The organism is Kocuria marina (genome assembly GCF_000786655.1).
Lineage (GTDB): Bacteria > Actinomycetota > Actinomycetes > Actinomycetales > Micrococcaceae > Kocuria > Kocuria marina_A.
Window position 1 is genome coordinate 92,802 of sequence record NZ_JROM01000017.1, and the last position, 24,998, is coordinate 117,799.

Genomic DNA, 24,998 nt, shown 5'->3' on the forward strand with positions numbered 1-24,998 from the left:
GGGGCATGGACCACGGCGAGATGGACCACGGCGAGATGGACCACGGCGAGATGGACCACGGCGAGATGGACCACGGCGGTCATGGCGGGATGGACCACGGGGGCATGGACCACGGCGAGATGGACCACGGCGGTCATGGCGGCATGGACCACAGCGGCCACGGCGGGATGGACCACGGGGGCATGGACCACGGCGAGATGGACCACGGCGGTCATGGCGGCATGGACCACAGCGGCCACGGCGGGATGGACCACGGCGAGATGGACCACGGCGGTCATGGCGGCATGGACCACAGTGGCCACGGCGGGATGGACATGGCCCCGGGGGGAATCGCCCTGGCCGGGGGCGGGGAGGACCGTGACGGGCTGGAGATGGACGTGCTCCACCTGCCGCTGGGTCCCGTGCTGCCGTTCTGGCCGGCCGGGCTCGTGCTGCGCTGCTCGTTGCAGGGGGATGTCGTGGTCGACGCCGAAGCCTCCGTGGTCGACGGCGCCGGAGCAGGCGGACCGGGTCCCGGTCCCGCGCCGGCGGCGGTGGTGTGGTGCGACCAGGTCATGGCGTTGCTGGCTCTCGCGGGGGTCGAGGACGCGGCGGCCTGCGCCCGCCGCGCCCGGGACGCCCTCCTGCACGGCGATCAGGGCGCCGCCCGGGCCGCCGCCGAGCGGTTGCACCGGACGATCCGGAGATCACGACTGCTCCGCTGGTCGCTGCGGGGCGTGCTGCCGCTCGACCCGTCCGACCTGGAGCAGCATGGTTTGCCGCGGCGCTGCCTCGGGGACGCCCACGACCGGCTGCTGGCCCGGCTGGAACGGATCCGGGCCGAGGCCGGCGGCGCGGAGCCGGTCCCGGTGGAGGACGCCGCGGTGCCGTGGGCGGTGCTGCCGGAGCTGGTGACCGGGCTGGAGCTGGCCTCCGTGCGGTTGGCCGTGGCGAGCCTGGATCTCGATCCGCATCCTGCCGTCCAGGCGGTGGGGCATGGCTGAGAGCGTGGTGACGACCGTCCCCGGAGGATGGGCCGTGCTGGCGGGGATCCTCCTGTGCGGCTTGGCCTTCTTCGCCGTGGCGCTGGATGCGGCGCTCTCGGCCCGGGCGCAGGGCACCGGCGGCGGATGGGGCGCGCCGCTGGGCCGTGCGGCGAGGCTGCTGCGGCAGCGGCGCCGGAGCACCGTGGCCGCGGACACCCTGCTGTGGCGGATCGGTGGCGCGGGCATGCTGGTCGGGGCGTTCCTGATGATCGCGGTGATCCCGCTGGGGGAGTGGACGCTGGCGGACCTGGACGTCGGTGTCGTGTGGTTCAACACCGTGGACGTCATGGTCTGGGCGCTGGTCTGGTTGGCCGGCTGGGGTGCGAACTCCGCCCACGGCCTGGTGGGCGGCTACCGCTTCCTGGCGCACGGGCTGGCCTACGAGCTGCCGTTGATGTTCGCGCTGGTGGCCCCGGCGATCGCCGCCGGCAGCCTGGCCGTGGGCGATGTCGCGGCGGCCCAGGACGGCGTGTGGTTCGTGGTCTGGATGCCGGTGGCGTTCCTCGTGTTCCTCATCGGCGTGACCGGCTTCTCCGTGTGGGGCCCGTTCACCCCGGCGCTGGCCGCCGACATCGGCGGCGGCGTGCTGGCCGAGCTCTCCGGGGTCGACCGCCTCGTCCTCCAGGCCGGGCGCTACCTGTTCCTGACCGCCGGAGCCGCCTTCTCGGTGCCGCTGTTCCTCGGGGGCGGGGCCGGGCCGGTCCTGCCCGGCTGGGCGTGGGTCCTGGTGAAGACCGTGGCCGTGCTCGCGGTGCTCGTGTGGTTGCGGCGGAAGCTTCCGCTGCTGCGCCCGGACCGGTTCATGGAGATCGGGTGGATGGTCCTGCTCCCGGCCGCCGTGCTCCAGGACCTGGTCGTGTCCCTCGTCGTCGTCTGGAAGGGCTGAGCCGTGCTGGTCGGAATCGTATTCTGGGTGCTCGCCGTGGTGGCCGTGACCGCGGGGGCAGCTGTGTTCGTGGTGGACTCCATGGCCCGGGCCACCTATGCCCTGGCGCTGTCGTTCATCGCGGTGGGGGTGCAGATTCTGCTGCTCGGGCAGAGCTACCTCGGGATCATCACGATCCTCATGATGGTGATGGAGATGGCGGTGATGGCGGTCTACATGGTGATGTTCATGGGCATGAACCCGGCGCTGATGCCCATGGACATGACCCACGGGAAGAAGACCGCGATCGTCGCCTCGGCCGGGGTCTTCGTGTTGCTGGCCGCCGGTGCGCTGCTCGTGCCGTGGCCGCAGCGGCGCGGTGCTCCGCCGGAGGACCTCACGCACGCGCTGGGCCTGGAGATCATGGGCGAGAAGATGCTGATCATGGCCGTGGTGGGCCCTGTCATGGTGGCCACCATCGTGGCCGGGGTGGTCCTGGCCGCCCACCGCACCCGCTACGACCGGCTCGGTGACGACCTGCGCCGCCGCCCGGCCGACGACCCCCAGCCGGGGGGTGTGGGCCGATGACCCTGGAAGCCGTGCTGGTCGTGGCCGCCGCACTGTTCGCCGTCGGGCTCTACGGCGCCCTGTCCCAGCAGGTGGTGGTGATGGTGATGATGGGCCTGGAACTGATGATCAACGGGGTCCTCCTGGCCGCCGCGGGCTTCTGGTGGTTCCTCGCCCCGGACCCCTCCGGGCAGGTGCTGCTGCTGGTGATCCTGGCGGCCATGACCGTGGAGATGGCCATGGGCTTCGCCGTGGCCACGCTGCTGCACCGCAGGCGCCAGACCGACATGACGGACATGGCCGAGGAGCTCTCCCGATGACCGCGGCCCAGGCCGTCCTGCTGGCCGTGGTGGTGCTCCCGGCCACCGTGGGGGCGGTGCTCGCCCTCACCCGGGCGGAGCGTGCCGCGGCCCCGGTCGCGGTGGCGACCGCCGCGGTGACCACGGTGCTCGCGGCGGTCGCCGCCCTGGCGCGGCCCGCCCTGGCGTATCCGTTCGTGGCCGGTGCCGACTTCGCGCTGGAGGCCGACGCCCTCGCGGCACTGACCCTCCCGATGGTCGCGGGAGTGACGCTCCTGGTGCTGGTCTTCGCGGCCGGCAGCATCCGGGCGGCACGGCCGCGCTTCCACGGGCTGATGCTGCTCTTCGCCGCCGCGGCCCTGACCACGGTCACGGCCGCGAGCCTGCCGGCGCTGCTGTTCGCCTGGGAGCTGATGGGCGCCACGTCCTACGCCCTGATCGGGTTCTGGTGGCGGGACGCCGACCGCGTCTCGGCCGGACTCACCGCCTTCATCACGACCCGCACCGCGGACTTGGGACTCTACGTCGCCGCCGGCGCCGCCCTGGCCGGCGGCGCCGGGATGGCCCTGTCCGCCCTGCCGGCCGCCGAGAGCCCGTGGCGGCACGTGATCGCGGCCGGGATCCTCGTGGCGGCCCTAGGCAAGGCCGCGCAGCTGCCGTTCTCCTTCTGGCTCTCCGGGGCGATGAAGGGCCCCAGCCCGGTGAGCGCGCTGCTGCACTCCGCGGCCATGGTCGCCATGGGCGGCTACCTCCTGCTCCGGGTGGAGCCGCTGCTGGCCTCCACCGGGTGGGCGGGCCCGGCCGCGGCGTGGATCGGGGCGGTGACCGCGGTGCTGATGGGGTTCGTGGCGCTGGCCCAGCGGGAGCTCAAGCAGCTGCTGGCGGCGTCCACGGTGGCGCAGCTGGGCTTCGTCGTGCTGGCCGCCGGGGTGGGCGCGGTCAGCGGCGGCGCGGCCCACCTGGTGGCCCACGCCTCCACCAAGGCGCTGCTGTTCCTGGCCGCCGGGGCGTGGCTGACGGCCCTGGGCACCGAGGAGCTCGCGGCACTGCGCGGGGCCGGCCGCCGGTGGCGGGTCGTGGGCGTGAGCGCGACCGTGGGGGCGCTGGCCCTGGCCGGGATCGCCCCACTGTCCCTGTGGGCCACCAAGGACGCGGTGCTGGCCGCCGCCCTCGAGGCCTCGGCGTGGCTCTACGCCGCCGGGCTCGTGGCGGCGGCCCTGTCGGCGGCCTACGCGGGCAAGGTTCTGTGGACGATCTGGTATCGGGGTGTCCGCGCTGAGGCCCAGGAGGGCGGCACCGGGGGAGTGGGGGTGCTGGAGCAGGTCCCGCTGGTCGTGCTCGCCGTCGGCGCGGCCGCCCTCGGGGTGCTGGCCCTGCCCCCGGTCAGCACGACCCTCGCCCAGGCGGTGGGCGGGCACGGTGAGGTGGCGGCCGCCGAGCTGCTCGTCTCGGCCGCGATCGCCCTCGTGGTCCTGCTGCTCATGCTGCGCCTGCGCGTCCCCGAGCCGGGATGGGCCGTGCGGTGGCTAGGGTTGGAGGCCGCCGCGCACGCCGTCGTCGTCCGCCCCTCACTGGGCCTGGCGCACGCCCTGGCCCGGTTCGACGACCTCGTCCTGGACCGGGCCGTGACCGCCGCCGCCGGGGCCGTCCCGGTGCTGGCACGGGCCGCGGCCCGGTTCGACGACCGGGCCCTCGACACCGGGGTCGAGGCCACCGCGCACGCCGCCGACGCGACCGGCCGGGGTGCGGCCCGGCTCGACGACGACGTCGTGGACGGCGCCGTCGAGGGCCTCGCCGGCCGGGTCCGCCGGCTCGGGCAGCTGGCCCGGGCCCCGCAGACCGGGGCAGTCCACCAGTACTTCCTCCAGGCCGTCGCGGTGCTCGCCGTCGGCGTCATGGTCTGGTCCGTCTACGCCGTGATGGGATGAACATGCTGAGCCTGATCGTCTTCCTGCCCCTGGCCGCCGCCGCCGTCCTGGCCGTGGTCCCCTCGATCGGGGCCGCGGCCGCGCGGTGGGCGTGGGTGGCGGTGAGCGTCGTGGAGCTGCTGCTCGTGGGCGTGCTGTGGGCGGGCTACGAGGACCCGGGACCCAACGGGCTGGCGTTCGAGGAGCAGGTGCCGTGGATCCCCGGGGTGAACAGCAGCTACCACGTGGGCGTGGACGGGCTCTCCCTGCCGCTGCTGGCCATGACGGCCGTCGTGTTCCTGGCCTGCGCCGTCCACGCCCTGCGGGACGCGGACCGCCCGCGCGTGCAGGCCGCACTGTTCCTGTTCCTGCAGGGCGTGAGCCTCGGGGTGTTCGTGGCGGCCGACCTCATCCTGTTCTTCGTCTTCTTCGACCTGTCCATCGTGAGCATGTACTTCGTGATCGCCGGGTGGGGCCACGGCAACGCGGTCCGGTCGGCGCTGAAGTTCTTCCTCTACACGTTCCTGGGCTCCCTGGCCCTGCTGCTGGGCTTCATCGGGCTCTACGTGGCGGCGGCACCGCACACCTTCGACATCCCCGAGCTCGTCGCGGCCGCACCTCTGGCGGGCGATCCGCTCACCGGGGGGTTGGTGCTCGCGGCGATCCTGGTGGGCCTGGCCGTGAAGACCCCCACCGTGCCGTTCCACACGTGGCTCCCCCCGGCCCACACGGACGCCCCGGCCACCGGCTCGGCCGTGCTGGCGGGGGTGCTGCTGAAGATGGGCACCTACGGGTTCGTGCGCATCGCCATGCCGATCCTGCCCGAAGCGTGGCGGGCGTGGGCCTGGGTGATCGTGGCCGTCGGCGTCGTCTCGGTGCTCTACGGGGCGTTCGTGGCCCTGGCCCAGACGGATCTCAAGCGGATGATCGCCTACACCTCGGTCAATCACATGGGCTACATCGTCCTGGCCCTGGGCGCGGTCGGGGTCCTCGCCGAGGGCGCCGCCCAGGCCCGGTCCGTGGCGGTCACCGGCGCGGTGGTGCAGATGGTCAGCCACGGGCTGATCACCGCCGCCCTGTTCCTGCTCGCCGGGGTGATGCAGGACCGGGCCGGCTCCTACGACATGGGCTCCTACGGCGGGCTGGCCGCCCCCGCCCCGCGCTACGCGGCGCTGTTCGCGGTCGGGGCCTTCGCCTCCCTGGGCCTGCCCGGGTTCTCCGGGTTCATCGCCGAGTTCCAGATCTTCGCCGGCAGCGTGGCGGTGGCCCCGGTCACCGCGGTCGCCCTGGTGGGCATCCTGGTCACCGCCGCACTGTTCCTGCGGGCCCTGCAGCGGGTCTTCACCGGCCCGGCGGCCGGGCACACCCCCGGGTTCGAGGACCTCCGGGCGCCGGAGCTGTGGTCCGCCGGTCCCCTGCTGGGCCTGTCCCTGCTCATCGGTGTGCTGCCCCGGGTGCTGCTCGAGGTGATCGAGCCGGCCTCGGCCGCCCTCGTGGGCCTGGTGGGACGGTAGCCGATGGAGGCCTCGATGCAGATGCGCCCCGAGCTGCTGCTGCCCGAGATTCTCGTCTTCCTCGGCGGGCTGGTGGTGCTGCTGGGCGGATCCTTCCTGCCCCGCGACCGGCAGTGGATCGCCCGCGCCGCCGCAGCCCTGGCCCTGCTGGGTGCCGCGGCCGCCGCGGCCCTCGCCATGGCCGGGCCCGCGCAGAGCGCCTTCAGCGGCACTTTCACCGTGGACACCGCCACCGGTACCGCCCGGGTGATCACCGCCCTGACCACCCTGCTGGTCCTGGGGGTGGCCTCCGGGGAGATCGCCGGGTCCCCGCGGGAGTCGGACACGTACGCGCTGCTGCTGCTGGCCACCACCGGGGTGATGGTCCTGGCCGGGTCCACCGACCTGCTCGTGCTGATCGTGGGGTTCCTGCTGGCCAGCATCCCCCTGTACGGGATCGTCGGCCTCACCGGCGGCCGCGCCGGGGCCGAGGCCGCCATGAAGACCTACCTCATGGGGGCGCTGTCCGGGATCCTGCTCATGCTCGGGGTCACCGTGCTCTACGCCCTGGCCGGGGGCACCGACTACGCCCTGCTCCAGGAGACGCTGCCCGCGGCCCCGGCCGCGGCCGTGGGCGCGGGCGTGCTGGGCGTGCTCGCCGGGCTGCTCTTCAAGGCCGGTGGGGTGCCCTTCCACTTCTGGGTGCCCGACGCCGCCCAGGGCACCGGGGCCACCGCCGCCACGTTCCTCACCACCGTCCCGAAGGTGGGGGCGCTGGTGGCCGTGTACCGGCTCGTGGCCACGGTCTCCGCCGGGGACGGCTCCTGGTTGCTCGTCGCCGCACTGCTGGCCACCGCCTCGATGGTCCTGGGCAACCTCGCGGCGTACTGGCAGACCGACCCCCGCCGGCTGCTGGGCTGGTCCACGGTGGCCCAGGTCGGGTTCCTGCTCGTGCCCGTGGCCGCGGCCGGGCGCAGCGACCTGGCCCTGCCCTCGCTGCTGTTCTACCTCGCCGCCTACGCCGTCACCAACGTCGCCGCCTTCGCCGTCACCGCCGCGCTGCCCGAGCACCGGGAGCTGGCCGACTACCGGGGCCTGGCGCGCTCCCGCCCCGGCCTGGGGCTGGCGCTGCTCGTGGCGCTGCTGGGGCTGGTGGGGACCCCGCCGCTGGCCGTGTTCGTCGGCAAGCTCACCACCGCCACCGCCGCCTGGGACGGCGGGCACGGCTGGCTGGCCCTGGTGGTGATGCTCAGCAGCGTGCTCAGCCTCTTCTACTACCTGCGCTGGTTCGCCCCCGTCTTCGCCCGCCCGGAGCAGCACGCCGCGGGGTTCCCCGGCCGCGGCGGGGCGGCCGCCTGGCCGGCCGTCACCGCCGGGGTCGCCGCGGTCGCGAGCCTGGTGCTGGGTGTCCTGGCCGGCGCCCTGTGGGCGGCCCTCGAGGGCCCCCTGGGAATGTAGGTGCGGCGACCTTCGCGCCCCGGACCGCCCGTGCGCAACGCCGAGAGGGGCGAACTCAGGCCCGGGTGCTCTGGCCGTGCTCGGCCGCATAGGCGGCGAAGACCTCACCGGGGTGCTCCCCGGTGCCCACGAAGTCGTCCTTGATCTCGGACCCGAGCTGGTCCAGGGCCGAGGACAGCCGCTGGGCGCTGGACCGCACCGCCGGCTCGGACCGGGCCATGGCCGCATCACGGAGCCGCAGCGCATACGGCAACTGCCGTGCCAAGGACAGATCGGGGTCGCTCTCCTGAAAATAGAAACCCTCGGTGTGCTGGGTGAAGTCCACGGAGATCTTCGTGAGATCCGCCTGCAGGGAATCCAGGACCCGGGAGGCGATGACCGGCTCGACCTCCTCGATCGTCTCGGCATAGTCGGCGTCGGCCAGCCCCTTGAGTTCCAGGGCCAGCGCCCGGCGCCGCATCAGGGGAGGATAGATCTGCGTGAACCACGTCAGCGCCGCGGTCAACAGCGCGAACCCGGTCAAGGCCTCGAACGGGGCAGCGACCCGGATCCACGAGTCGGTGGCCACCACGTCCCCGTAGCCCAGCGTCGACAGCGTCACCACGGAGACGTAGACGGCCTCGACCGCGTCCGGGTAGGCGGCCGCGTCGATGCCGGAGGAGTACATGAACCCGCCCGGGACGTGCGGGTAGTAGATCAGCGCCCACCCCGCTGCTTGCAGCACCACCCAGAGGAGCACCACGGCCACCATCGCCGCCGGCCCCACGGCGGAGCCGGCCCGGTGACCGGTGGCCTTCGAGACCTTCCACACCGTGGAGAGCACCAGTCGGCTCAGACGTCCCTGGCCGCTGGGGTGCAACAGGGTGTGGAACATGTCCATCAGCCCGGCTACGATGACCACGATCCCCAGAGCTGTCAGCAGTACGTCCATGATCGACCTCCGTCGTTGGTTCTTGTTCTTCCGGTCCCCGGGTTACGGGGCGGCTCACCGGTCCTCAGTGCTGTTCGTGCTCGCCCTGCCGCGCGTCCTCGTCGGAGCGGTGTCGCACGGTGAACCACTGCGCCACGACGATGACCAGGGCCACCACGGCGGTGATTACCAGGGTGAACGGGTCCGACTGGGATTTCAGCAGCACGAACGGCACGAGCACCGTGACGTCGAGGGCGATCGCGACCCAGGGGATCCACGGTTTGGCCCCGACGTCGTCCTTGAGGTGGCGGAGGATGCCGAGGTGGATGGCGATGTCCATCGCCAGGTAGAGGATGGCGCCGAGGGAGGCGATCTGGCCCAGGTCGAAGAAGGCCGCCATGACGATGGCCAGTCCCGCCGTGATGTAGAGGGACTGGTGGCCCTCCTGACCCGGCAGCCCGGGGGCCTGGCCCATGTCGCGGAGCATGTCGTAGAGCTTCGAGACCGAGAACAGGCTCGCGATCAGCCCCGACAGGGTCGCGACGACGGCGATCGCCACGGTCAGCGTCACGCCCCAGGCGCCGAACATCGGCTCGGCCGCCTCGGCCAGGGCGTAGTCCCGGGCCTCGACGATCTGCGGCACGGTCAGGCTGCCGGTCACCGCGACGGTGATCAGCAGGTAGAGCACGGTGCACAGGGCGAGGGAGATCATGATGGAGCGGCCGATGTTGCGCTCCGGCTGCTGCAGGTCGGCGCCCTGGTTGGTGATCGTGGTGAAGCCCTTGTACGCCAGGATGCACAGGGTGGTTCCGGCCAGGAAGCCGGCCCATCCCGCCTCCGGCGGGGTGCGGTCGGCGGCGCTGAACAGCCGGCCCAGGGAGGACACCCCGGCGGCGAGGATGCCGGCGATCGCCAGCACGGCGATCCCGACGATCTTGAGCGCCGCGGTCACCGTGGCCGAGCGCTCCACCCACCGGTTGCCCACCAGGTTGACCAGGGCGGCGGCCACGATCGCCACCACCGCCAGCACCGCCACCCACACCTCGGAGCCCTGCAGGCCGAAGGGGCGCAGCAGGTAGGAGGCGAAGGTACGGCCCAGCAGGGACTCGGCCAGGATCATCGACACGTACATGAACAGGGAGAAGGACCCGGCGAGAACCCCGGGGCCGTAGGCGGCCTTGAGCAGCATCGCGATCCCGCCGGAGGACGGGTTGGTGGCCGAGTAGCGGATGTAGGAGTAGGAGCTGAACGCCACGACCACGGCTCCGGCGAGGAACGCCCAGGGCACCCAGCCGCCGGCCAGTTCGGCGACCTGCCCCACGAGGGCGAAGATGCCTGCGCCGATCATCACCCCCGTCCCCAGGGCGACGGAACCGGTCAGGGAGAGCTTCTGCTGCGTCTGCGTGTCGTGGTCCATGAGGAGGTGCACGTCCTTCCTGCCGGGCGGTGAGTGCCCCCGGCGGTGGGGTGGTTCGGACAGGGTCGGTGGGCCGGCCCACGGTGCTCAGCGGGCCTCGAGGGTGCCCATCATGCCGAGGTCCTCGTGGTCGAGGATGTGGCAGTGGTAGACGGTGCGGCCGGCGAAGTCGTCGAAGGCCACCCGGACCGTCACCTCTCCGAAGGCCGGGACGTTGACCACGTCCAGCCACCGCGGTGCGGCGACCTCGCGGCCCGCCTCGGTCACGACCTGCATGGGCCACACGTGCAGGTGCATCGGGTGGTCCATGGGGCTGGAGTTGGTGAGGGTCCACTCCTCCACGGTGCCCACCCGGACCCGCTGGTCGGTGCGCTCGGCGTCGAACGGCCGCCCGTCGATCGTGAAGGACATCATCTGCCCGGGGCCGCGCATGCCGCCCATCATCCCGCCCATGCCCATGCCCATGGCGAAGTCCAGGGTGCGCCGGGCCGCGACCGGCTCCTCGCGCAGGTCCCGCAGCACCGGACCCGGGGGGACGGGGCCGGCGTCCGCGGCCCGGTCCCCGGTGACCTCGAGGGTGAGCAGCTCGATCGGCTCGTCGGTGCCGGGGCCGTCCCCCGGCATCGCCCCGCCCATCATGCCGTCCATGCTGCCGCGGTCCACGGGGGCGGCGGTCAGGGTGGAGGCGCCCTCGCGGGTGTCCACGAGCAGCTCCACCCGGTTGCCCGGGGCCAGGGTCACCTCGGTGAGCTCGACCGGCTCGGGGAGGCGGCCGACGTCGCGGCCGAGCAGCCGCAGCGTCTGGCCGTCGAGGGTCAGGCGCAGGTACCGGGCCGGGCAGGCGTTGACGACCCGCCACAGCTCCCGCTCCCCGGGTGCGGCGCCGGCCCGGGGCCGGACCTGGCCGTTGACCAGCACGGTCTCGCCCTCCCGGCCCATCATCCGCTGCGGCGGGGAGACCTCGGCCAGGTTCCCGGAGTCGTCGAGGGTGAGGTCCGAGACCACCAGCACCCGTTCCCGGGCCACGGGCACGGGGTCGGGGTCCTCGACGACGATGGCCCCGTAGAGACCCGCCGCGAGCTGGTCGGCCACGTGCCCGTGCCGGTGCGGGTGGTACCAGTAGGTGCCGGGCGGGTGGTCGTCCGGAAGGGAGAAGTCGTAGTCGAAGGAGTCCCCGGGGGCGATGCTGACGAAGGGGTTGTCCCCGTTGTCCTCCGGGGAGACGTGCAGCCCGTGCACGTGCAGGTTCGTGGGGGCCTCCAGGCCGTTGGTCATCGCCACCCGGAGCGTGTCGCCGGGGCGGACCCGCAGGGTGGGCCCCGGCAGGGAGCCGTTGAACGCCTGCACGTGCGCGGTGCGCGCCCCGATCCGCACCCGGGCGGGGGCGGCCTCCAGGGCCAGGTCCAGGGCCCCGTCCCGGCTGGACAGCACCTCAGGCTGCACCAGCTCCCGGCCGCCGCCGAGGGCCTCGCCGCCGCCGCTGGTCCACCACAGCCCGGCCCCGCCCACGGCCGCGGCACCGGCCCCGGCCGCGCCCAGGGCCAGCATCTGTCGGCGGGTCAGCGGGCTCACCTGCCGCCCTCGTCCAGGGTCCGCAGCCGCTCCCGGTATTCCTCGGTGCTGATCTCCCCGCGCGCGTAGCGCTCCTCGAGGATCTCGCGGGACCGGCGCGGGCCCGCCCCCGTCGGGGGCGCGGCGTATCCGCCCTGCCTGGTCCCGCCGCCCGTGCCGCCGGTGAACGCCTTCACGAGCACGACCACCAGCACGACCACCCCCACGATCAGCAGGATCCAGAAGAGCCAGGCCCATCCCATGCCCCCTCCCATGCCGTCGCCCCACATCATCACGGTCCTCCTTCATCGATCGGTTCGCTGCTTCCTGCAGAGCGCCGCCCGTGGGCGGCGACGCCGGTCACCGGGGCAGTCAGGAACCGTCCGGCAGCTCCTGGAGCATCTGCTCCATCTCGGTGATCTCCGCCTCCTGGTCCTCGACCACCTGGCGGGCGAGCTCGACGGCCTGGGGGTTCTGTCCCTGCTCGATCTGCTCCTGGGCCATCTCGACCGCGCCTTGGTGGTGGACGGTCATCTGCTCCAGGTACAGCCGGGCCGCGTCCGTCCCCTGCGCGTCGTTGAGCATGCCCATGTCCTCCTCGCTCATCATCCCGCCGGTCCCGTGGTCCATGGACGTGGAGTCCTCGGCGGGCATCGGCGCTTCCCAGGTCTGCAGCATCTGGTTCATGCGCTCGATCTCCGGGCCCTGGGCATCGATGACCTTCTGGGCGAAGTCCTGGACATCGGCGGGGATGTCGTCCTTGGCCAGCAGTGTCTCGCTCATGTCTACGGCCTGCTGGTGGTGGGGGATCATCATCTGGGCGAACATCACGTCGTCGTCGTTGTGCTCTTCAGCGATCGGCTCCCCTGAGGTAGCGCCCGACGGGGTGCTCGAGGGGCTACCGGCCCCGGTGGCGGCAGCTGTGGAGCTGGTGGTCTCGGAGGCCGCGTCAGTGTTCTGTTCGCCTCCGGTGCCGCAGCCGGCCAGGGCCAGGGCAGAGGCGAGGGCCACGGCGGTGAGGGAAGAGGCTCGGTTCATGGGGATGTCCTTACGTGGGGTGGTTGGGTGGTGGTGGCCCCAGGCAGGGCCTGGAGACCGGGAGCCGGGTCGGGCCGTGGGGGATCCGGTCCCGGCACGCTCAGGAAGAGGTGACCGCATATCCGGCACGCGCCACTGCGGCGCGCACGGATTCCTCTGCGACAGGGGTGGTGCTGGTCACGGTAACGGCCGAAGCCTCGCCGGCTACGAGGTCGATCTGCACGTCAAGGACCCCCTCCAACGCCGTGAGGGCCTCGGTGACCCGGCCGGCGCAGTGGCCGCAGGTCATGCCCTCCACCTGGTAGGTCGTGGCGGTGCCGTCCGAGGACGGCGACTGCGCCTCGACGGCAGTCCCCGCTTCCTCAGGGACAGAGGAGGGAGCGCAGCAGGCGCAACCGGTGGCGGCCATCGGCAGGGGGCGGCGGGGCGAGCTGGTCATGGTGGGCTCCTTCGGATCGTGAGGGAACGGGGAACGCCCCTCGCCTCTCAGGTATATACCCTGGGGGGGTATAGTGCAAGGATGTCAGTGAGCCTCCCGAGCGGGAGGCAGATCGGCCAGTTGGGGGGGCGGCAACTGGATGGTGAACACCGCGCCGTGTCCGGGGCCGGGGGAGGCGGCGGTCAGGGTGCCGCCGTGGGCTTCGACCAGTGCTTTGGAGATGGTCAGGCCGATCCCGGAGCCGCCGTGGTCGCGGTCGCGGGCGGTGTCCCCGCGGTAGAAGCGTTCGAAGACGTGGGACAGGTGTTCGGCGCTGATGCCATCACCGGTGTCGGCCACGTGGATGGCGATCTGCCCGGGACCCTGCCGGGCCGCCCTCAGGATCACCTTTCCGCCCAGCGGGGTGTGGCGCAGGGCGTTGGTGAGCAGGTTGCCCAGTACCTGGCCCATCCGTTGCCGGTCCACGTCCACGGTCCCGGCCGACTCGTCGACGTCGAGCTCCAGGGCTACGCCCTTGGCGGCGTAGCCCTCCCGGTGGGCCTCCACGGCACTCCGGAGGAGCTCACCGACGGGCTGCTCGGTGCGGTCCAGGTCGATCCGGCCTTCCTCGGCGCGGGAGACGTCGTTGATGTCGTCCACCAGCCGGGTCAGTCGGGCCAGTTGCTCGCTCATGAGCTCACTGGTGGTCTCATCCCAGTGGGTGACCCCGTCCTGGAGGGCCTCGCAGTAGACGGTGAGCACCGCGATGGGGGTGCGCATCTCATGGGCCAGGTCTGAGAGCATTCGCCGGCGGGTGTCCTCGGTGCTCCGCAGACGGGCGGCCATGGTGTTGAACGAGGAGGCAAGGGCCTCGACCTCCGCCCCGGCGCCCATCGCCGGGACCCGGGTGTCGTAGCGGCCGTGGGCCATGCCCTGGGCCGCCTCGGTCAATCGTTCCAACGGCCCCCGGATACGACGGGAGCACCAGGCGCTGACCACCAGGGCGCAGACCAGGGCGGTGCCCAGGGCCACGCCCAGGGTGATGAGGTTGGTGTCGCGGTAGGCCTGCTCCACGTGCAGCAATTCCGGGGAGTTCTCCGGGTGCCCGGCCATGATCAGGTGCTCGTGGAAGATCGCCGGGCCGGCCAGGGAGGCCACCACGACCGCGGCGAGCAGGCTGGCGGCCACCACCAGCAGCTGGGCGAGCAGGAACCGGGAGACCAGCCCCCGGGGGCGTCGGGTCATCGGGCCCCCATCCGGTAGCCGACCCCGCGCACCGTGTCGATATGGGCGGTCGGTTCCTCGCCCAGCTTGCGGCGCAGGTGGCCGATGTGCACGTCCACGATCCGCTCGTCGCCCACCCAAGCCGGGTCCCACACGATGTCGATGAGCTGACGACGGGAGAACGCCTGGTGTGGGCGGGCCGACAGGGCCGCCAGCAGGTCGAACTCGGTGCGGGTGAGCGCCACCGGATCGCCGCCCACCCGCACCTCGTGGGCGGTCAGGTCGATGACGAGGTCCCCGAACACCCGCGCCGGTTCGGCCGGGGCCACGGTGGGGCGGGGCCGGCGCCGCACCGCGGCCACCCGGGCGACGAGCTCGCGCACGCTGAAGGGCTTGGTGATGTAGTCATCGGCTCCGGCGGCCAGCCCGGCCAGCTTGTCCTCCTCGTCCCCGCGGGCGGTGAGCATCAGCACGTAGCACTCCGAGAAGGCCCGCAGCCGCCGGCACACCTCGACCCCGTCCAGCCCCGGCAGCCCCAGATCCAGGACCACGACGTCCGGGTGCTCCGTGCGGGCGGTCTCGAGGGCGTCGGGGCCGGTGTGCGCCTGGGCGACGGCGTAGCCGGCGCGGGCCAGGTAGGTGGCGACCATCTGCGCCAGAGGCTTTTCGTCGTCGACCACCAGCACCCGCCCGGCTGAGGACGCATCCCTGTCTGCGGAGATCACCATGATCCCAGTGTGTCCCGCCGTCCCGACGTAGAAGCCACTTGGGGGCCGGATGGTCCGCAATCTTCGCCAAACCTTCATGGAATCTGGGCTCCCGCCTGCCGGTGGCCTGCCAGAATGGTTCTCAACCCCCGCATTTTCTGGTGACCCGACAAGGAATCATGGACACCCTTTCCCGTAGAAGTCTGCTCGTCGCCGGATTCGGCCTGCTCGGCTCCGGCGCCCTGGCGGCCTGTTCCTCACCTGCCCCGTCCCTCCCAGCAGGGGTGGGGGCCGGGACGGCCTCCGCCGGAGCCGGTCAGCGCCTCGTGGACACGGCGCTCACCGCCCGGCCGGTCACGCTCGATCTGGGCGGATCGACGGTGGCGACGTGGGCCTACGGCGACAGTCTCCCCGGTCCGCTCATCCGCGCCACGGCCGGGGACCGGCTGCGCATCCGGGTCGAGAATCGCCTGCCGGCGGACACCACCGTGCACTGGCACGGCATCGCCCTGGCCAATGGCGCCGATGGGGTGCCCGGGGTGACCCAGGATCCGATCGCCGCCGAGGCGACCTACACCTACGACTTCACCGCCCCGGACCCGGGGACCTACTTCTACCACCCGCACGTCGGGGTGCAGCTGGACCGCGGTCTGTACGCCCCGCTGATCATCGACGACCCGCAAGAACCCGGCGCCTACGACCACGAGTGGATCCTCGTCCTCGACGACTGGGTCGACGGCACCGGCCGTACCCCCGATGAGGTCCTGGCCGCCCTGACCTCCTCCCGGGACAACGGCGGGATGCCCGGGATGGACCACGGCAACATGGGCGGGATGGAGGGCATGGACATGTCCTCCGGCTCCTCGGAGGGCATGGCTGGGATGGACCACGGGGCGATAAGCGCCGGGGACTCCCCGTACGGCGATGACGCCGGGGACGTGTCCTACCCGCACTACCTGGTCAACGGGCGGGTTCCCGCGGACCCGGAGGTGCTCACGGCGAAGCCGGGCCAGAAAGTGCGGTTGCGGATCATCAACGCCGCCGCGGACACCATCTTCACGGTCGCCCTGGGCGGGCATCGCATGACCGTCACACACACCGATGGGTTCCCGGTGCAGCCGCAGGACACCGATGCCCTCTACCTGGGCATGGGAGAACGCTACGACGCGACCGTCACCCTGGCCGAAGGGGTCTTCCCCTTCGTGGCCGTGCCGCTGGGCAAGGACGGGCAGGCCATGGCCCTGGTGCGCACCGGGGCCGGCAATCCACCGCCGTCGTCAGTACGACCGGCGGAACTGGACAGATCCGTGCTCATCGGCGCCGACCTGACACCGGCGGACAGCGCCCGGCTGGAGGCCCGGGACCCCGACGTGTCCCTGGACCTGGCCATGACCGGGCAGATGAACCCTTACGAGTGGGGATTCAAGGGGGCCCCCTACGGGCAGCACGATCCTGTGCAGATCCAGGAGGGACAGCGGGTGCGGCTGACCGTGGCCAACCACACGATGATGGCCCACCCCCTGCACCTGCACGGGCACACCTTCGCGCTGCCCAACGGCCTGCGCAAGGACACCGTCCTGATCGCCCCGATGCGATCGATGGCCATCGACCTGCAGGCGGACAACCCCGGGAACTGGCTGATCCACTGCCACAACATCTACCACGCCGAAGCCGGCATGACGACCGAACTGAGATACCGCCCATGACCACCCTCTCCCGCCGTTCCCTGCTCACCTTCGGCCTGGTCGCCGGCACCGGACTGGCCGTCACCGCCTGCTCACCACAGTCCGGGAACTCCACCGCCCCGGCCTCCAGCACGGGCACCGCCATCACCCACGTCCACGCCATCACCCGCGATGCGGCCGGGACGATCCTGCTGGCCACCCACGAAGGCCTGTTCCGCCTGGACGACCAGGACCTGACCCAGGTCGGCCCGGTAGTGGACCTGATGGGCTTCACCACCACCGGCGAGGGGCGCTACCTCGCCTCCGGCCACCCGGGTCTGGGCGTGGACCTGCCTGAACCGGTCGGGCTGATCGAGTCCACCGACGCCGGTGAGAGCTGGAGAGTGCTCTCGCGGGCCGGGGAATCGGACTTCCATGCCCTGGCCGCCGGCCCGAACGGGGTCATCGGCTTCGACGGGCAGCTGCGCATCAGCGCCGACGGCCGCAACTGGGACACCGCCGCCATCCCCTCCGCCCCCGCTTCTCTGGCGGTCGCCCCGGGTACGGGCACGGTGCTGGCCACCACCGAGGACGGCCTGCTGCGCTCCTCCGACAACGGCACGACGTGGACGACGGTGGACACCCCGCAGTTGATGTCCCGGGTGGCCTGGGCCGACGACGAAACGATGGTGGGCGCCGGCATCGACGGGCGCCTGCTGACCAGCCGTGACGCCGGGGACACCTGGACAGCCAGTCGGGACCCGGTCGGCGAGGTCGTAGCCCTGGGAGCAGGTCTGACCGACGGCGGGGAGGTCGAGGCGCTGCTGGTGGAGGGCCCCCGGGTGCTGCGGAGCCTGGACGGTGGAGCCACGACGGAGCAGCTGCTGTGAACACCACCGCTCGTGCCCCCAGGCACAGTCGGCGACCATTCACGCCTGACAGCGCGCCAGGCAACAAGGGAGTAGGGGGCCATCATGAGTAAGGACGACTCTACGCACCAGGACGCCACCCATGCCGCGATGCCGGCGGAGGCCGGACGTGTCCCGCGGAAACGGCTGACCGGCATCGACGCGGCGCGCGGGCTGGCGCTGATCGGGCTGACCGCCATCCATTTCCTGCCCGCCGAGAACGAACAGACCCACGAGGCGACGCTGAGCTGGACCCTGTTCTCCGGAGACTCCGCCGCCCTGTTCGCCCTGCTGGCAGGGGTGGGCCTGGCCTTCGCCACCGGTGGCCGACACCCCCGAACAGGCCGACGGATGACGGGAGCGCGGGTGGGCGTGGCGGTGCGGGCCCTGCTGATCTTCGCCCTCGGGGTGGCAATCAACTCCCTGATGCCCGAGGACCCACCGGCGTTCAACATCCTCACCTACTACGGCATCTTCTTCGTGCTGACCATCCCCTTCCTGCACCTGCCCGCCCGGACGCTGTTCCTCAGCGCAGCTGGGTTCGCGGTGGCGGCACCGGTCCTGATGCTGGAGCTGGGCGACCAGGTCCCGGAATTCTCCTCCGGCAATCCCACCGTCATCGACGTGCTCACCGACCCCGGCGCCACCCTCGCCCAATTGCTGCTCACCGGCACCTACCCGGCCCTGCCCTATCTGACCTACTTGCTGGTGGGCCTGGGCATCGGACGCCTGCACCTGCACCACGTCGAGATCCAAACCCGTCTGTTGGTGATCGGGGTGGGTCTGGCGGTCACGGCCCGGCTGGCCTCCTGGCTGGTGCTCTACATCTTCGGCGGCTATCACCAGCTCACCCACGCCGCGTCCTTGGACGAGGAGACTCTGGCCGGGATCCTGATCTGGGGCCCCGACGACGCGCTGCCCGCGGGCTCCTGGTGGTGGCTGGCCATCACCACCCCGCACACCAACATGCCCCTGGCCATCGCCTGGAGCCTGGGGGTGAGCCTGGCCGCGCTCGGGGCGTTCCTGCTACTAGCCCGCAAGGTCGGTCCGTGGCTGCTGCCCCTGTCGGCGATGGGGGCGATGACCCTGACCCTCTACTCCACCCAGCTGGTGCTGCTCTCCTTCGAGCTGCACTACGACCAGCCCCAGCTGTGGTTCCTGCTCTACCTCGTTCTGGCGGCGATCTTCGCCCTCGCCTGGAAACGCGCCTTCGGGCAAGGCCCTCTGGAACGGCTCGTCAGCACGGCCGCCAAGAAAGCCAGCACCACCGTCCTGCCTTCCTCCTCCGGCGCCGATCGAGAATGAGGACACGGTGGTCAGCCACCACATGAAGAAGCTCGTCGACCCTGGCCTGCTCACCCGTGAACAGCGGTGCGCGGCAAAACCTGGGCGGCCGACCGACCTCGTTGGGCAGGCGCTTCTCAGGCCGCGGACTACTCCGTCTTGCGACGCTCAGGGCGGCTCTGTGCTGGATGCCGAGGAAAGCACAGTTCGCAGCACTGCGGTTGGGCTCTCTTCGGAGGCGAGCAGCAGGCCGGCGTAGTGAGCGTTGCTGGCGGCGACGGTGCTGCGCCAGCGGACGGCGGTGGCCAGGTGCATGCCGGTGAGGTCGGCGAGCACGGGTGGTGGCAGCTGTTGGGACAGTGAGGTGAGTGCCCCGGTTCGCGCCGGGCTCACCAGGACACCGACTGCGGCCAGCCGGCGCACCAGAGCGGCCGCTGACAAGGGTGTCCCCGGCTGAGCGCCGGGATACAGCCAGTGGTGGTCTTGGGCAGGGGTGAACATCCGACGCGCGCTGCGATCTGCTGCGGTCTGGGTAGCGAGATCGGCCAGCGGCTCGGGCAGGAGCAGCGGTTCCTTCCCGACCGTGACTTGCAGCGCCTCCCCGGTGGAGCGGATGTCGTCCAGACGGATCCGGGTGATCTGGGCAGGGCGGAAGCCGAAGACCAGCACCAGGGCGGCGGCCAGCTTCGTCCCCGCCGTGATCGTGTCGTGGTTCAGGACGCCGTCGAGGACTCGGCGGCGCTGGTCATCGCTGAGACCTCCCACCAACAGGTACGTCCTGGGCGGTCGGGTGATCTCCAGAGGCTGGCTGCGGCCGTTGGTGTGGGCCCAGGTGAGGAAGCCGGCCACGAGGTATTTCTCGGCCCCGGTGGTGGCCCAGTGGTCCAGGTCGGCCTGGTCCAGGCTCGCCAGGGTCTTGCCCCGGTCTCGGGCCCAGGCGAGCAGGTCAAGCACGACCCGCAGCTCGTGCCGGCGGCTGGTGACCAGCGGACCGGACAGGGGCTCGGCGCGGCTTCTGAGATCGCGCAGGTGCTTCCAGGTGGCGAACTGGACAAAGGCCTGCCGCTCACCCGGATCCTCGATCAGCTGGGCGGTGGTGATGATCCACGCCTGGAAGCGGGCCAGCGGCAGGTTGCGGGCGGGCAGCAGGCCGTGCTCGACCAGCAGCGCCCGCACCGCCCGGGTCGTGTACTCGGGCCCGAGATCGTCGAGGGCCTCGTGGTCGAGCAGATCGGGGGTGGCCAACACCGTGCGCAGCAGTTCCACGGCGCGGTGGCGATGGAAGGCCGCGCGGACCGTGGCCGGGTCCCCGGCCTGGAGGGCGGTGAGCATCGTGCGGGCGGTCTCGTGGCGCTCGAGCAACTCGGGCGGGAACAAGGTGGCGAGCTGGTCATCGGCGGTGCACCGGTCGCACAGCCCGGTCTGTCGCAGCTTGGCATGGCGGCCGCAGCGGGTGCAGTCGCGGAAGCTGACCGGGTGGCGCGGGTAGCAGTATTCGCACAGGGGCGCCCCCTCGGTTCGTCCCACGACGCGCCGGTGCCGGTGGCAGACGCTGCAGTCCTCGAGAATGTGGTGACAGCTGTGGCAGATCGGGGCGCCGGACTCGTCCCGGGTGGCGACAATCCGCTCCTGGGCGCACCGGGAGCAGGGTTGCCTGGGTTTGCGGCACCTCTCGCACACCGCGCCCGGGGTGCCGGGGAACCGGCACGGTGTAGTGCGCCCACACCGGGTGCACGTGTCCACCTGGGCTGCGAACCGGCACGGGGCGCAGACGGGTCCGGCGGGGCCGCGGTAGACGATGTGCTGGTGGGTGCCGCACTGGCTGCAGATGCCCCAGCCGTCGGGGAGGGCCTTCGCGCACCCCTGGCACAGCCGGTCCTCGTCGGGCATCCGCCGTGCGATCGGGCCCGTACGCCCACATCCGTCGCACGGTTGGGACCGCAGTGCTGTGTAGCACCGGGAGCAGCAGCGTAAACCTTCATAGACGTTGGTCAGCGACCGGTGCTGCCCGCAGTGCCCGCAGCACGCCGGCGGCAACTCGGGCGCCTGGCGGGCCAGCTGATCATAGAGGACACCGAAGAGGGCCGACCCCCGGGCAGGGGCTGCGAACCAATCCGCTCCGTAGTCGGCGATGTCCAGGGCCAAGCGCAACCGGCGCCCGGGCGAGGCGGGAAGCTGGGCGAAGACCCCCCCAGGACCGCAGGATCCAGGGAGGGGATCAGGCCGTGGGCGGCCGCGACGAAGATCGCCGATGCTTGCCCGTACATGTCCCGCCAGCAGGCCCCGCAGTAGTCGGCGTCCCCGACGAAGGAGGCGAGCTGACGCTCTCGTCGGCAGCAATGACAGGTGATGGCCCTGGTACCGGCCCGCTTCTTGCACTTGGAGCAGACCCGGTGCCCGTCGAGGCGTTCGGGCAACATCCGCTCGAGACCACAGCCGGTGCAGCGCGGCAGGCGCACCGAGGTGGCACCGGCCTCGAGCAGGGCGGCGATGATGCGCTGCAGCAGGGTCGGCATCGCATTGTCGGCCGAGGTCAACAACCCCGGATCCACGTGCAGCTGACCCAGCTGCCGGGCCCCGGAGTGGGGCCGCACGACGATGGCAGCCACGATCTCCCGGAGGCGATCGGCGGGCACACCGGCCTCCACCGTGCTGATCAGCTCGGCGATGGGCCGCCCCGGGTGCTCACTCATCGCTGGGAGGCACGATCCGGGCCCGCTTGGGCCGAGCCCCGGAGGCACGCAGCGCATCCGCCGAAGCCTCGGGCGACCCCGCATCGGTGCCGGTGCCGGTGCGAGCGGTGGCCGCGCCGAGATCGACACGGGTGATGAGGTCATTGGCCGTGCAGCCGAAGATGTCCATCAGGGCCGCTAGCACGTGCAAACTCAGCCGTTCCGGTTTCTCCGCGGCCAGCCGGTAGACCTGGCTGGCCGACAGATGGATACCCCTCGCTTCCAGTTCCGGGATGAGCTTGGTGGTGCTGAACATGCCCGCGGCCGCCATTACCTGCCGCAGCTTCCACTCATAGCCGATGACCTTCACTGTCTCTGCCCTCCCGAGTTCGTGGGCAGCACGGCCCGGATCGCGTCATGGAGCATCTTGTTCTTGAAGTCCCCACTCACGGCCGTGTAGAGCCCGGTGGTGGACTGGTAGACGTGGCCGCCCTGTTCCTGGACGAAGCGGGGGTCCACCCCGTCCTCGATCAGATGGGTCACGTAGCTGTGGCGCAGACAGTGCGGGCTCAACGCCGGATCCAAGCCGAGCTCATCGCGGTAGAACCCGAACCGGTCAGCGACGTCACGGGCCTGCAGCCGGGTCCCGCGCTCGGTCAGCCACAGCGCATTCGAGGCCGCACTGGAAGCGCTCTTCACGACTAGGTGTACTGACCGGACACGTTGGTCAATCGGGACTGCCGCACGGATAGGTGACATCTGATCTGGCTTGCCCGTTGGGCGGCCTGGAAGGATGTGCATCATGCCCGCTCCCTACCCCCAGGAGTTCCGCGAAGACGTCGTGCGAGTGGCCCGGTCCCGTGAGGACGGCATCACCATCGCGCAGATCGCGAAGGACTTCGGAGTCCACGAAATAACGCTCCATAAGTGGATCCGCCAAGCCGATATCGACGATGGCAACCGGCCCGGCAGGACACGGGAGGAGTCGACCGAGCTGCGTGAGGCCCGCAAGCAGATCCGGCTGCTCCAGCAGGAGAACGAGGTCCTCCGCCGTGCCGCGGCCTACCTGTCCCAGGCGAACCTGCCGGGAAAAGGTTCTTCCCCCGCAAGCGGGAGGTGCCCCCACCGCTCGTGAGTGAGCTCGCCGCTGACGGCATCCCCGTCACGGTGTCCCTGCGGGTCCTCAAAGCTCTCCCGCCAGCCCTACTACCGATGGCGGAAACAACAGGTCACGGAGTCTGAGCTGGTCGAGGCCTACCGGGCGAACGCGTTGTTCGACGCCCACCGCGATGATCCCGAGTTCGGGTATCGGTTCCTGGTCGGCGAAGCGGAGGCCGCTGGCCAGCGCATGTGCGAGCGGACCGCGTGGCGGATCTGCCGGGACAATCAGTGGTGGTCCGTGTTCGGCAAGAAGCGCGGCAAGAACGGGAAGCGCCCCGGGCCGCCGGCCCACGATGATCTCGTGAAGCGTGACTTCTCCGCTGAGGACACCAACGAACTGTGGCTGACCGACATCACCGAGCACTGGACAGCTTGAGTTCCAGCCATCGTCGCAACACTCTGATCGAGAGGTGCGTGCGATGGTTATTCGGCCGAGGGGTAGAGAGAATGTGCAGTACAAGGCGAAGGAGCGGGACGAGTTCTTCCGTCGGCTTGATCGTGGCGGCACGATCCGTGCTGTCGCGGCTGAGCTGGGGCTGAGCGTTGAGTCGTGTTACCGGTGGCGAAATGAGGCTGGCGTATCGACTTCCCGTGCGAAGAGCCGGGTCTATACGGCTGAGGACAAGGCCGAGTTCTTCCGCCTGCTGGCGTCGACGGGGAACGTGTCGAAGGTCGCGAAAGAGCTCGGGTTCGTGCGGGTCACTTGCTACAAGTGGGCGCATCAGGCGGGGATCTTCACGGGGAAGGACACCCGCGCTCAACGAGCACGGTTTGAGCGGTTGCGTGCCGACGGTGTCAGTCGGGCGGATGCTGCGAGACGGGTCGGCGTGGACAAGCGCTCTGCGCAAGATTGGGACAAGGGCATCAAGCAGATAACGGGCGGACGCGTTCACCCCGACGGTCGTGTAGTTCGCTACCGTCAGGCGGCGATACTGGCGAATGTGAAGAGCCCGCGTGATGCCTATACGAGAGGCGCCCCGGTTGATCTGGCGCGTCTTGAGACTGTTATCGATTCTCGCTACCTGAGTTTGATCGAACGAGAGCGTATTCACGATCTACGCAGCCGCGGGGACTCGATAAGGTCGATCGGGCGGGCGCTGGGGCGGAGCGCGTCGACGATCAGCCGGGAGATCGCCCGCAACACGGCCACGACAGTCGGCTATCTTCCTTACGCGGCGCACCGGATCGCGGCGGCGCGCCGGCCGAGGCGACGTGCATGCAAACTCGAATCTGCTGGCGATTTGCGCGCCTATGTGGCAGCGAAGTTGCGTAAACGATGGTCACCAGAGCAGATCAGTCACCGGCTCGTGAAAGACTTCCCGGACGATCAAGGGATGCGGGTGAGCACCGAAACGATCTACCAGGCGATTTACGTCCAAGGACGCGGCGCTCTGAAACGCGAGATCGCCGCGTCGATGAGGCGCGGGCGGACAACACGAAAACCACGGCGCGATCCAGCGAAGAGAACCAGTCGCTTCGTGGACCCTATGGTCTCCATCGCTGAGCGACCCGCGGAAGCTGAGGATCGTGCAATCCCTGGGCATTGGGAAGGGGACCTCATCGTCGGCACGATGGGACGATCAGCAATCGGAACACTCGTCGAGCGATCAAGCCGCTTCGTTACCCTCGTGCACCTTGAACATGACCACACGGCCGAGACCGTGCGCGATGGCCTCATCACCACCGTCGCTGATTTGCCAGCAGCGCTACGCCGCTCGCTGACCTGGGACCAGGGCACCGAGATGTCGGGGCATGTGGGGTTCCAGACCGCCACCGATATGGCGGTGTACTTCTGTGATCCGGGCAGCCCCTGGCAGCGCGGCAGCAACGAGAACACGAACGGTCTCCTACGCCAGTACTTCCCGAAGGGCACCGATCTCTCCCGCCACACGCCCGCAGAATTGCGACGCGTCGCAGAGGACCTCAACGAACGTCCACGCAAGACGCTCGACTGGGACACTCCAGCCGAACGACTCCATGCTTTACTGAATGCGAGTTGAACCAGTGTTGCGACGATGGCTGGAACTCAAGCGGTCCAGTGCTCGGTGATGTCGGTCAGCCACAGTTCGTTGGCGTCATCGGCGGTGAAGTCGCGCTGGACCAGGTCATCGTGGACTGGTGGTCCCGGACGCTTGCCGTTCTTGGCACGCTTCTTGCCGAAGACGGACCACCACTGGTTGTCCCGGCAGATCCTCCACGCCGTCCGCTCACACATCTGCTCACCGGCTTCTGCCGCTTCGCCGACCAGGAACCGGTAGCCGTACTCGGGGTCGTCGAGGTGAGCGTCCAGCAACGCGTTGGACCGGTATGCCTCGACCACCTCGGCCTTGGTGACCTGCTGGTGCCGCCATCGGTAGTAGGGCTGGCGGGAGAGCTTTGAGGACCCGCAGGGACACCGTGACGGGGATGCCGTCAGCGGCGAGCTCACTC

25 protein-coding genes and 1 pseudogene are annotated in these 24,998 nt (G+C 70.9%); 13 read left to right on the forward strand and 13 right to left on the reverse strand.

Features of this window, described 5'->3' with window-relative positions:
- Window positions 1-5 precede the first annotated feature (5 nt).
- The 7 genes from AS25_RS05500 to AS25_RS05530 are packed head-to-tail and all read left to right on the forward strand — an operon-like array spanning window position 6 to window position 7,614.
- A complete protein-coding gene (locus AS25_RS05500; protein WP_253270485.1) occupies window positions 6-983 on the forward strand; it encodes a hypothetical protein in 978 nt (325 codons plus the stop codon).
- Window positions 976-1,911 carry a complex I subunit 1 family protein gene (locus tag AS25_RS05505; RefSeq protein ID WP_035962902.1) on the forward strand — a complete coding sequence of 312 codons (936 nt, stop codon included), beginning with the start codon at window positions 976-978 and terminating at the stop codon, window positions 1,909-1,911. The genes AS25_RS05500 and AS25_RS05505 overlap by 8 nt, the downstream gene beginning before the upstream one ends.
- A gap of 3 nt (window positions 1,912-1,914) precedes the next feature.
- A complete protein-coding gene (locus tag AS25_RS05510; RefSeq protein ID WP_035962907.1) occupies window positions 1,915-2,478 on the forward strand; it encodes an NADH-quinone oxidoreductase subunit J in 564 nt (187 codons plus the stop codon).
- Entirely contained in the window at window positions 2,475-2,777 is a 303-nt protein-coding gene (locus tag AS25_RS05515) for an NADH-quinone oxidoreductase subunit NuoK (RefSeq protein WP_019310381.1), read from the forward strand. The genes AS25_RS05510 and AS25_RS05515 overlap by 4 nt, the downstream gene beginning before the upstream one ends.
- Window positions 2,774-4,684 (forward strand): proton-conducting transporter transmembrane domain-containing protein, encoded by a 1,911-nt coding sequence (locus tag AS25_RS05520; protein ID WP_035962911.1) that lies wholly within the window; start codon window positions 2,774-2,776, stop codon window positions 4,682-4,684. The genes AS25_RS05515 and AS25_RS05520 overlap by 4 nt, the downstream gene beginning before the upstream one ends.
- Entirely contained in the window at window positions 4,681-6,177 is a 1,497-nt protein-coding gene (locus AS25_RS05525; protein ID WP_253270486.1) for a complex I subunit 4 family protein, read from the forward strand. Before AS25_RS05520 ends, AS25_RS05525 begins: the two co-directional genes overlap by 4 nt.
- Window positions 6,178-6,192: 15 nt before the next feature.
- The gene (locus AS25_RS05530) at window positions 6,193-7,614 is read left to right on the forward strand and encodes an NADH-quinone oxidoreductase subunit N (RefSeq protein ID WP_253270487.1); all 1,422 of its coding nucleotides are present in this window, start codon (window positions 6,193-6,195) and stop codon (window positions 7,612-7,614) included.
- 55 nt (window positions 7,615-7,669) lie between these two features.
- Here the strand turns inward: AS25_RS05530 and AS25_RS05535 are convergent, their stop codons facing one another.
- The 8 genes from AS25_RS05535 to AS25_RS05570 form a co-directional block, all read right to left on the reverse strand.
- Window positions 7,670-8,545, reverse strand: coding sequence for a potassium channel family protein (locus AS25_RS05535; RefSeq protein ID WP_035962920.1), 876 nt, complete (start codon window positions 8,543-8,545; stop codon window positions 7,670-7,672).
- Between the two features lie 64 nt (window positions 8,546-8,609).
- Window positions 8,610-9,941, reverse strand: a complete 1,332-nt coding sequence (locus tag AS25_RS05540) for an APC family permease (RefSeq protein WP_035963029.1) — start codon at window positions 9,939-9,941, stop codon at window positions 8,610-8,612.
- An 87-nt stretch (window positions 9,942-10,028) separates the two neighbouring features.
- On the reverse strand, window positions 10,029-11,513 hold the full coding sequence (locus AS25_RS05545) for a multicopper oxidase family protein (protein WP_035962925.1): 1,485 nt from the start codon (window positions 11,511-11,513) through the stop codon (window positions 10,029-10,031).
- Complete coding sequence (locus AS25_RS05550; protein WP_019310374.1) at window positions 11,510-11,785, reverse strand: SHOCT domain-containing protein; 276 nt, start codon at window positions 11,783-11,785, stop codon at window positions 11,510-11,512. Before AS25_RS05550 ends, AS25_RS05545 begins: the two co-directional genes overlap by 4 nt.
- Before the next feature lie 79 nt (window positions 11,786-11,864).
- Window positions 11,865-12,530, reverse strand: a complete 666-nt coding sequence (locus tag AS25_RS05555; RefSeq protein ID WP_035962928.1) for a DUF305 domain-containing protein — start codon at window positions 12,528-12,530, stop codon at window positions 11,865-11,867.
- Between the two features lie 100 nt (window positions 12,531-12,630).
- Window positions 12,631-12,969, reverse strand: coding sequence for a heavy-metal-associated domain-containing protein (locus AS25_RS05560; RefSeq protein ID WP_035962930.1), 339 nt, complete (start codon window positions 12,967-12,969; stop codon window positions 12,631-12,633).
- An 84-nt stretch (window positions 12,970-13,053) separates the two neighbouring features.
- Window positions 13,054-14,193 carry a sensor histidine kinase gene (locus AS25_RS05565; RefSeq protein ID WP_035962932.1) on the reverse strand — a complete coding sequence of 380 codons (1,140 nt, stop codon included), beginning with the start codon at window positions 14,191-14,193 and terminating at the stop codon, window positions 13,054-13,056.
- Window positions 14,190-14,900: a response regulator transcription factor gene (locus AS25_RS05570; protein ID WP_035962935.1), complete on the reverse strand. Its 711-nt coding sequence runs from the start codon at window positions 14,898-14,900 to the stop codon at window positions 14,190-14,192. The genes AS25_RS05565 and AS25_RS05570 overlap by 4 nt, the downstream gene beginning before the upstream one ends.
- 158 nt (window positions 14,901-15,058) lie before the next feature.
- Here AS25_RS05570 and AS25_RS05575 point away from each other — a divergent pair, with 158 nt between their 5' ends.
- From AS25_RS05575 to AS25_RS05585, 3 genes are all read left to right on the forward strand, one after another.
- Window positions 15,059-16,585 (forward strand): multicopper oxidase family protein, encoded by a 1,527-nt coding sequence (locus AS25_RS05575; RefSeq protein ID WP_035962937.1) that lies wholly within the window; start codon window positions 15,059-15,061, stop codon window positions 16,583-16,585.
- Entirely contained in the window at window positions 16,582-17,433 is an 852-nt protein-coding gene (locus tag AS25_RS05580; protein WP_019310368.1) for a F510_1955 family glycosylhydrolase, read from the forward strand. The genes AS25_RS05575 and AS25_RS05580 overlap by 4 nt, the downstream gene beginning before the upstream one ends.
- Before the next feature lie 84 nt (window positions 17,434-17,517).
- The gene (locus AS25_RS05585; RefSeq protein WP_239321857.1) at window positions 17,518-18,756 is read left to right on the forward strand and encodes a heparan-alpha-glucosaminide N-acetyltransferase domain-containing protein; all 1,239 of its coding nucleotides are present in this window, start codon (window positions 17,518-17,520) and stop codon (window positions 18,754-18,756) included.
- 147 nt (window positions 18,757-18,903) lie between these two features.
- Here AS25_RS05585 and AS25_RS05590 read toward each other — a convergent pair whose 3' ends face one another.
- From AS25_RS05590 to AS25_RS05605, 4 genes are all read right to left on the reverse strand, one after another.
- Window positions 18,904-20,262, reverse strand: coding sequence for a site-specific integrase (locus AS25_RS05590; protein ID WP_156960903.1), 1,359 nt, complete (start codon window positions 20,260-20,262; stop codon window positions 18,904-18,906).
- A gap of 464 nt (window positions 20,263-20,726) precedes the next feature.
- Window positions 20,727-21,428, reverse strand: a complete 702-nt coding sequence (locus tag AS25_RS05595; protein WP_035962941.1) for a hypothetical protein — start codon at window positions 21,426-21,428, stop codon at window positions 20,727-20,729.
- Window positions 21,421-21,777, reverse strand: coding sequence for a helix-turn-helix domain-containing protein (locus tag AS25_RS05600; RefSeq protein WP_035962946.1), 357 nt, complete (start codon window positions 21,775-21,777; stop codon window positions 21,421-21,423). The genes AS25_RS05595 and AS25_RS05600 overlap by 8 nt, the downstream gene beginning before the upstream one ends.
- Window positions 21,774-22,106 (reverse strand): tyrosine-type recombinase/integrase, encoded by a 333-nt coding sequence (locus AS25_RS05605; protein ID WP_035962948.1) that lies wholly within the window; start codon window positions 22,104-22,106, stop codon window positions 21,774-21,776. Before AS25_RS05605 ends, AS25_RS05600 begins: the two co-directional genes overlap by 4 nt.
- Window positions 22,107-22,209: 103 nt before the next feature.
- Here AS25_RS05605 and AS25_RS15005 point away from each other — a divergent pair, with 103 nt between their 5' ends.
- The 3 genes from AS25_RS15005 (at window position 22,210) to AS25_RS05620 (ending at window position 24,568) form a co-directional block, all read left to right on the forward strand.
- Window positions 22,210-22,542, forward strand: a complete 333-nt coding sequence (locus tag AS25_RS15005; protein WP_035962950.1) for a transposase — start codon at window positions 22,210-22,212, stop codon at window positions 22,540-22,542.
- The gene (locus AS25_RS05615; RefSeq protein WP_156960904.1) at window positions 22,543-22,944 is read left to right on the forward strand and encodes a hypothetical protein; all 402 of its coding nucleotides are present in this window, start codon (window positions 22,543-22,545) and stop codon (window positions 22,942-22,944) included.
- A gap of 403 nt (window positions 22,945-23,347) precedes the next feature.
- Window positions 23,348-24,568, forward strand: coding sequence for an IS30 family transposase (locus tag AS25_RS05620; protein WP_408669573.1), 1,221 nt, complete (start codon window positions 23,348-23,350; stop codon window positions 24,566-24,568).
- A 26-nt stretch (window positions 24,569-24,594) separates the two neighbouring features.
- Here the strand turns inward: AS25_RS05620 and AS25_RS15010 are convergent.
- A pseudogene (locus tag AS25_RS15010) lies at window positions 24,595-24,998 on the reverse strand (IS3 family transposase); the annotation flags it as partial.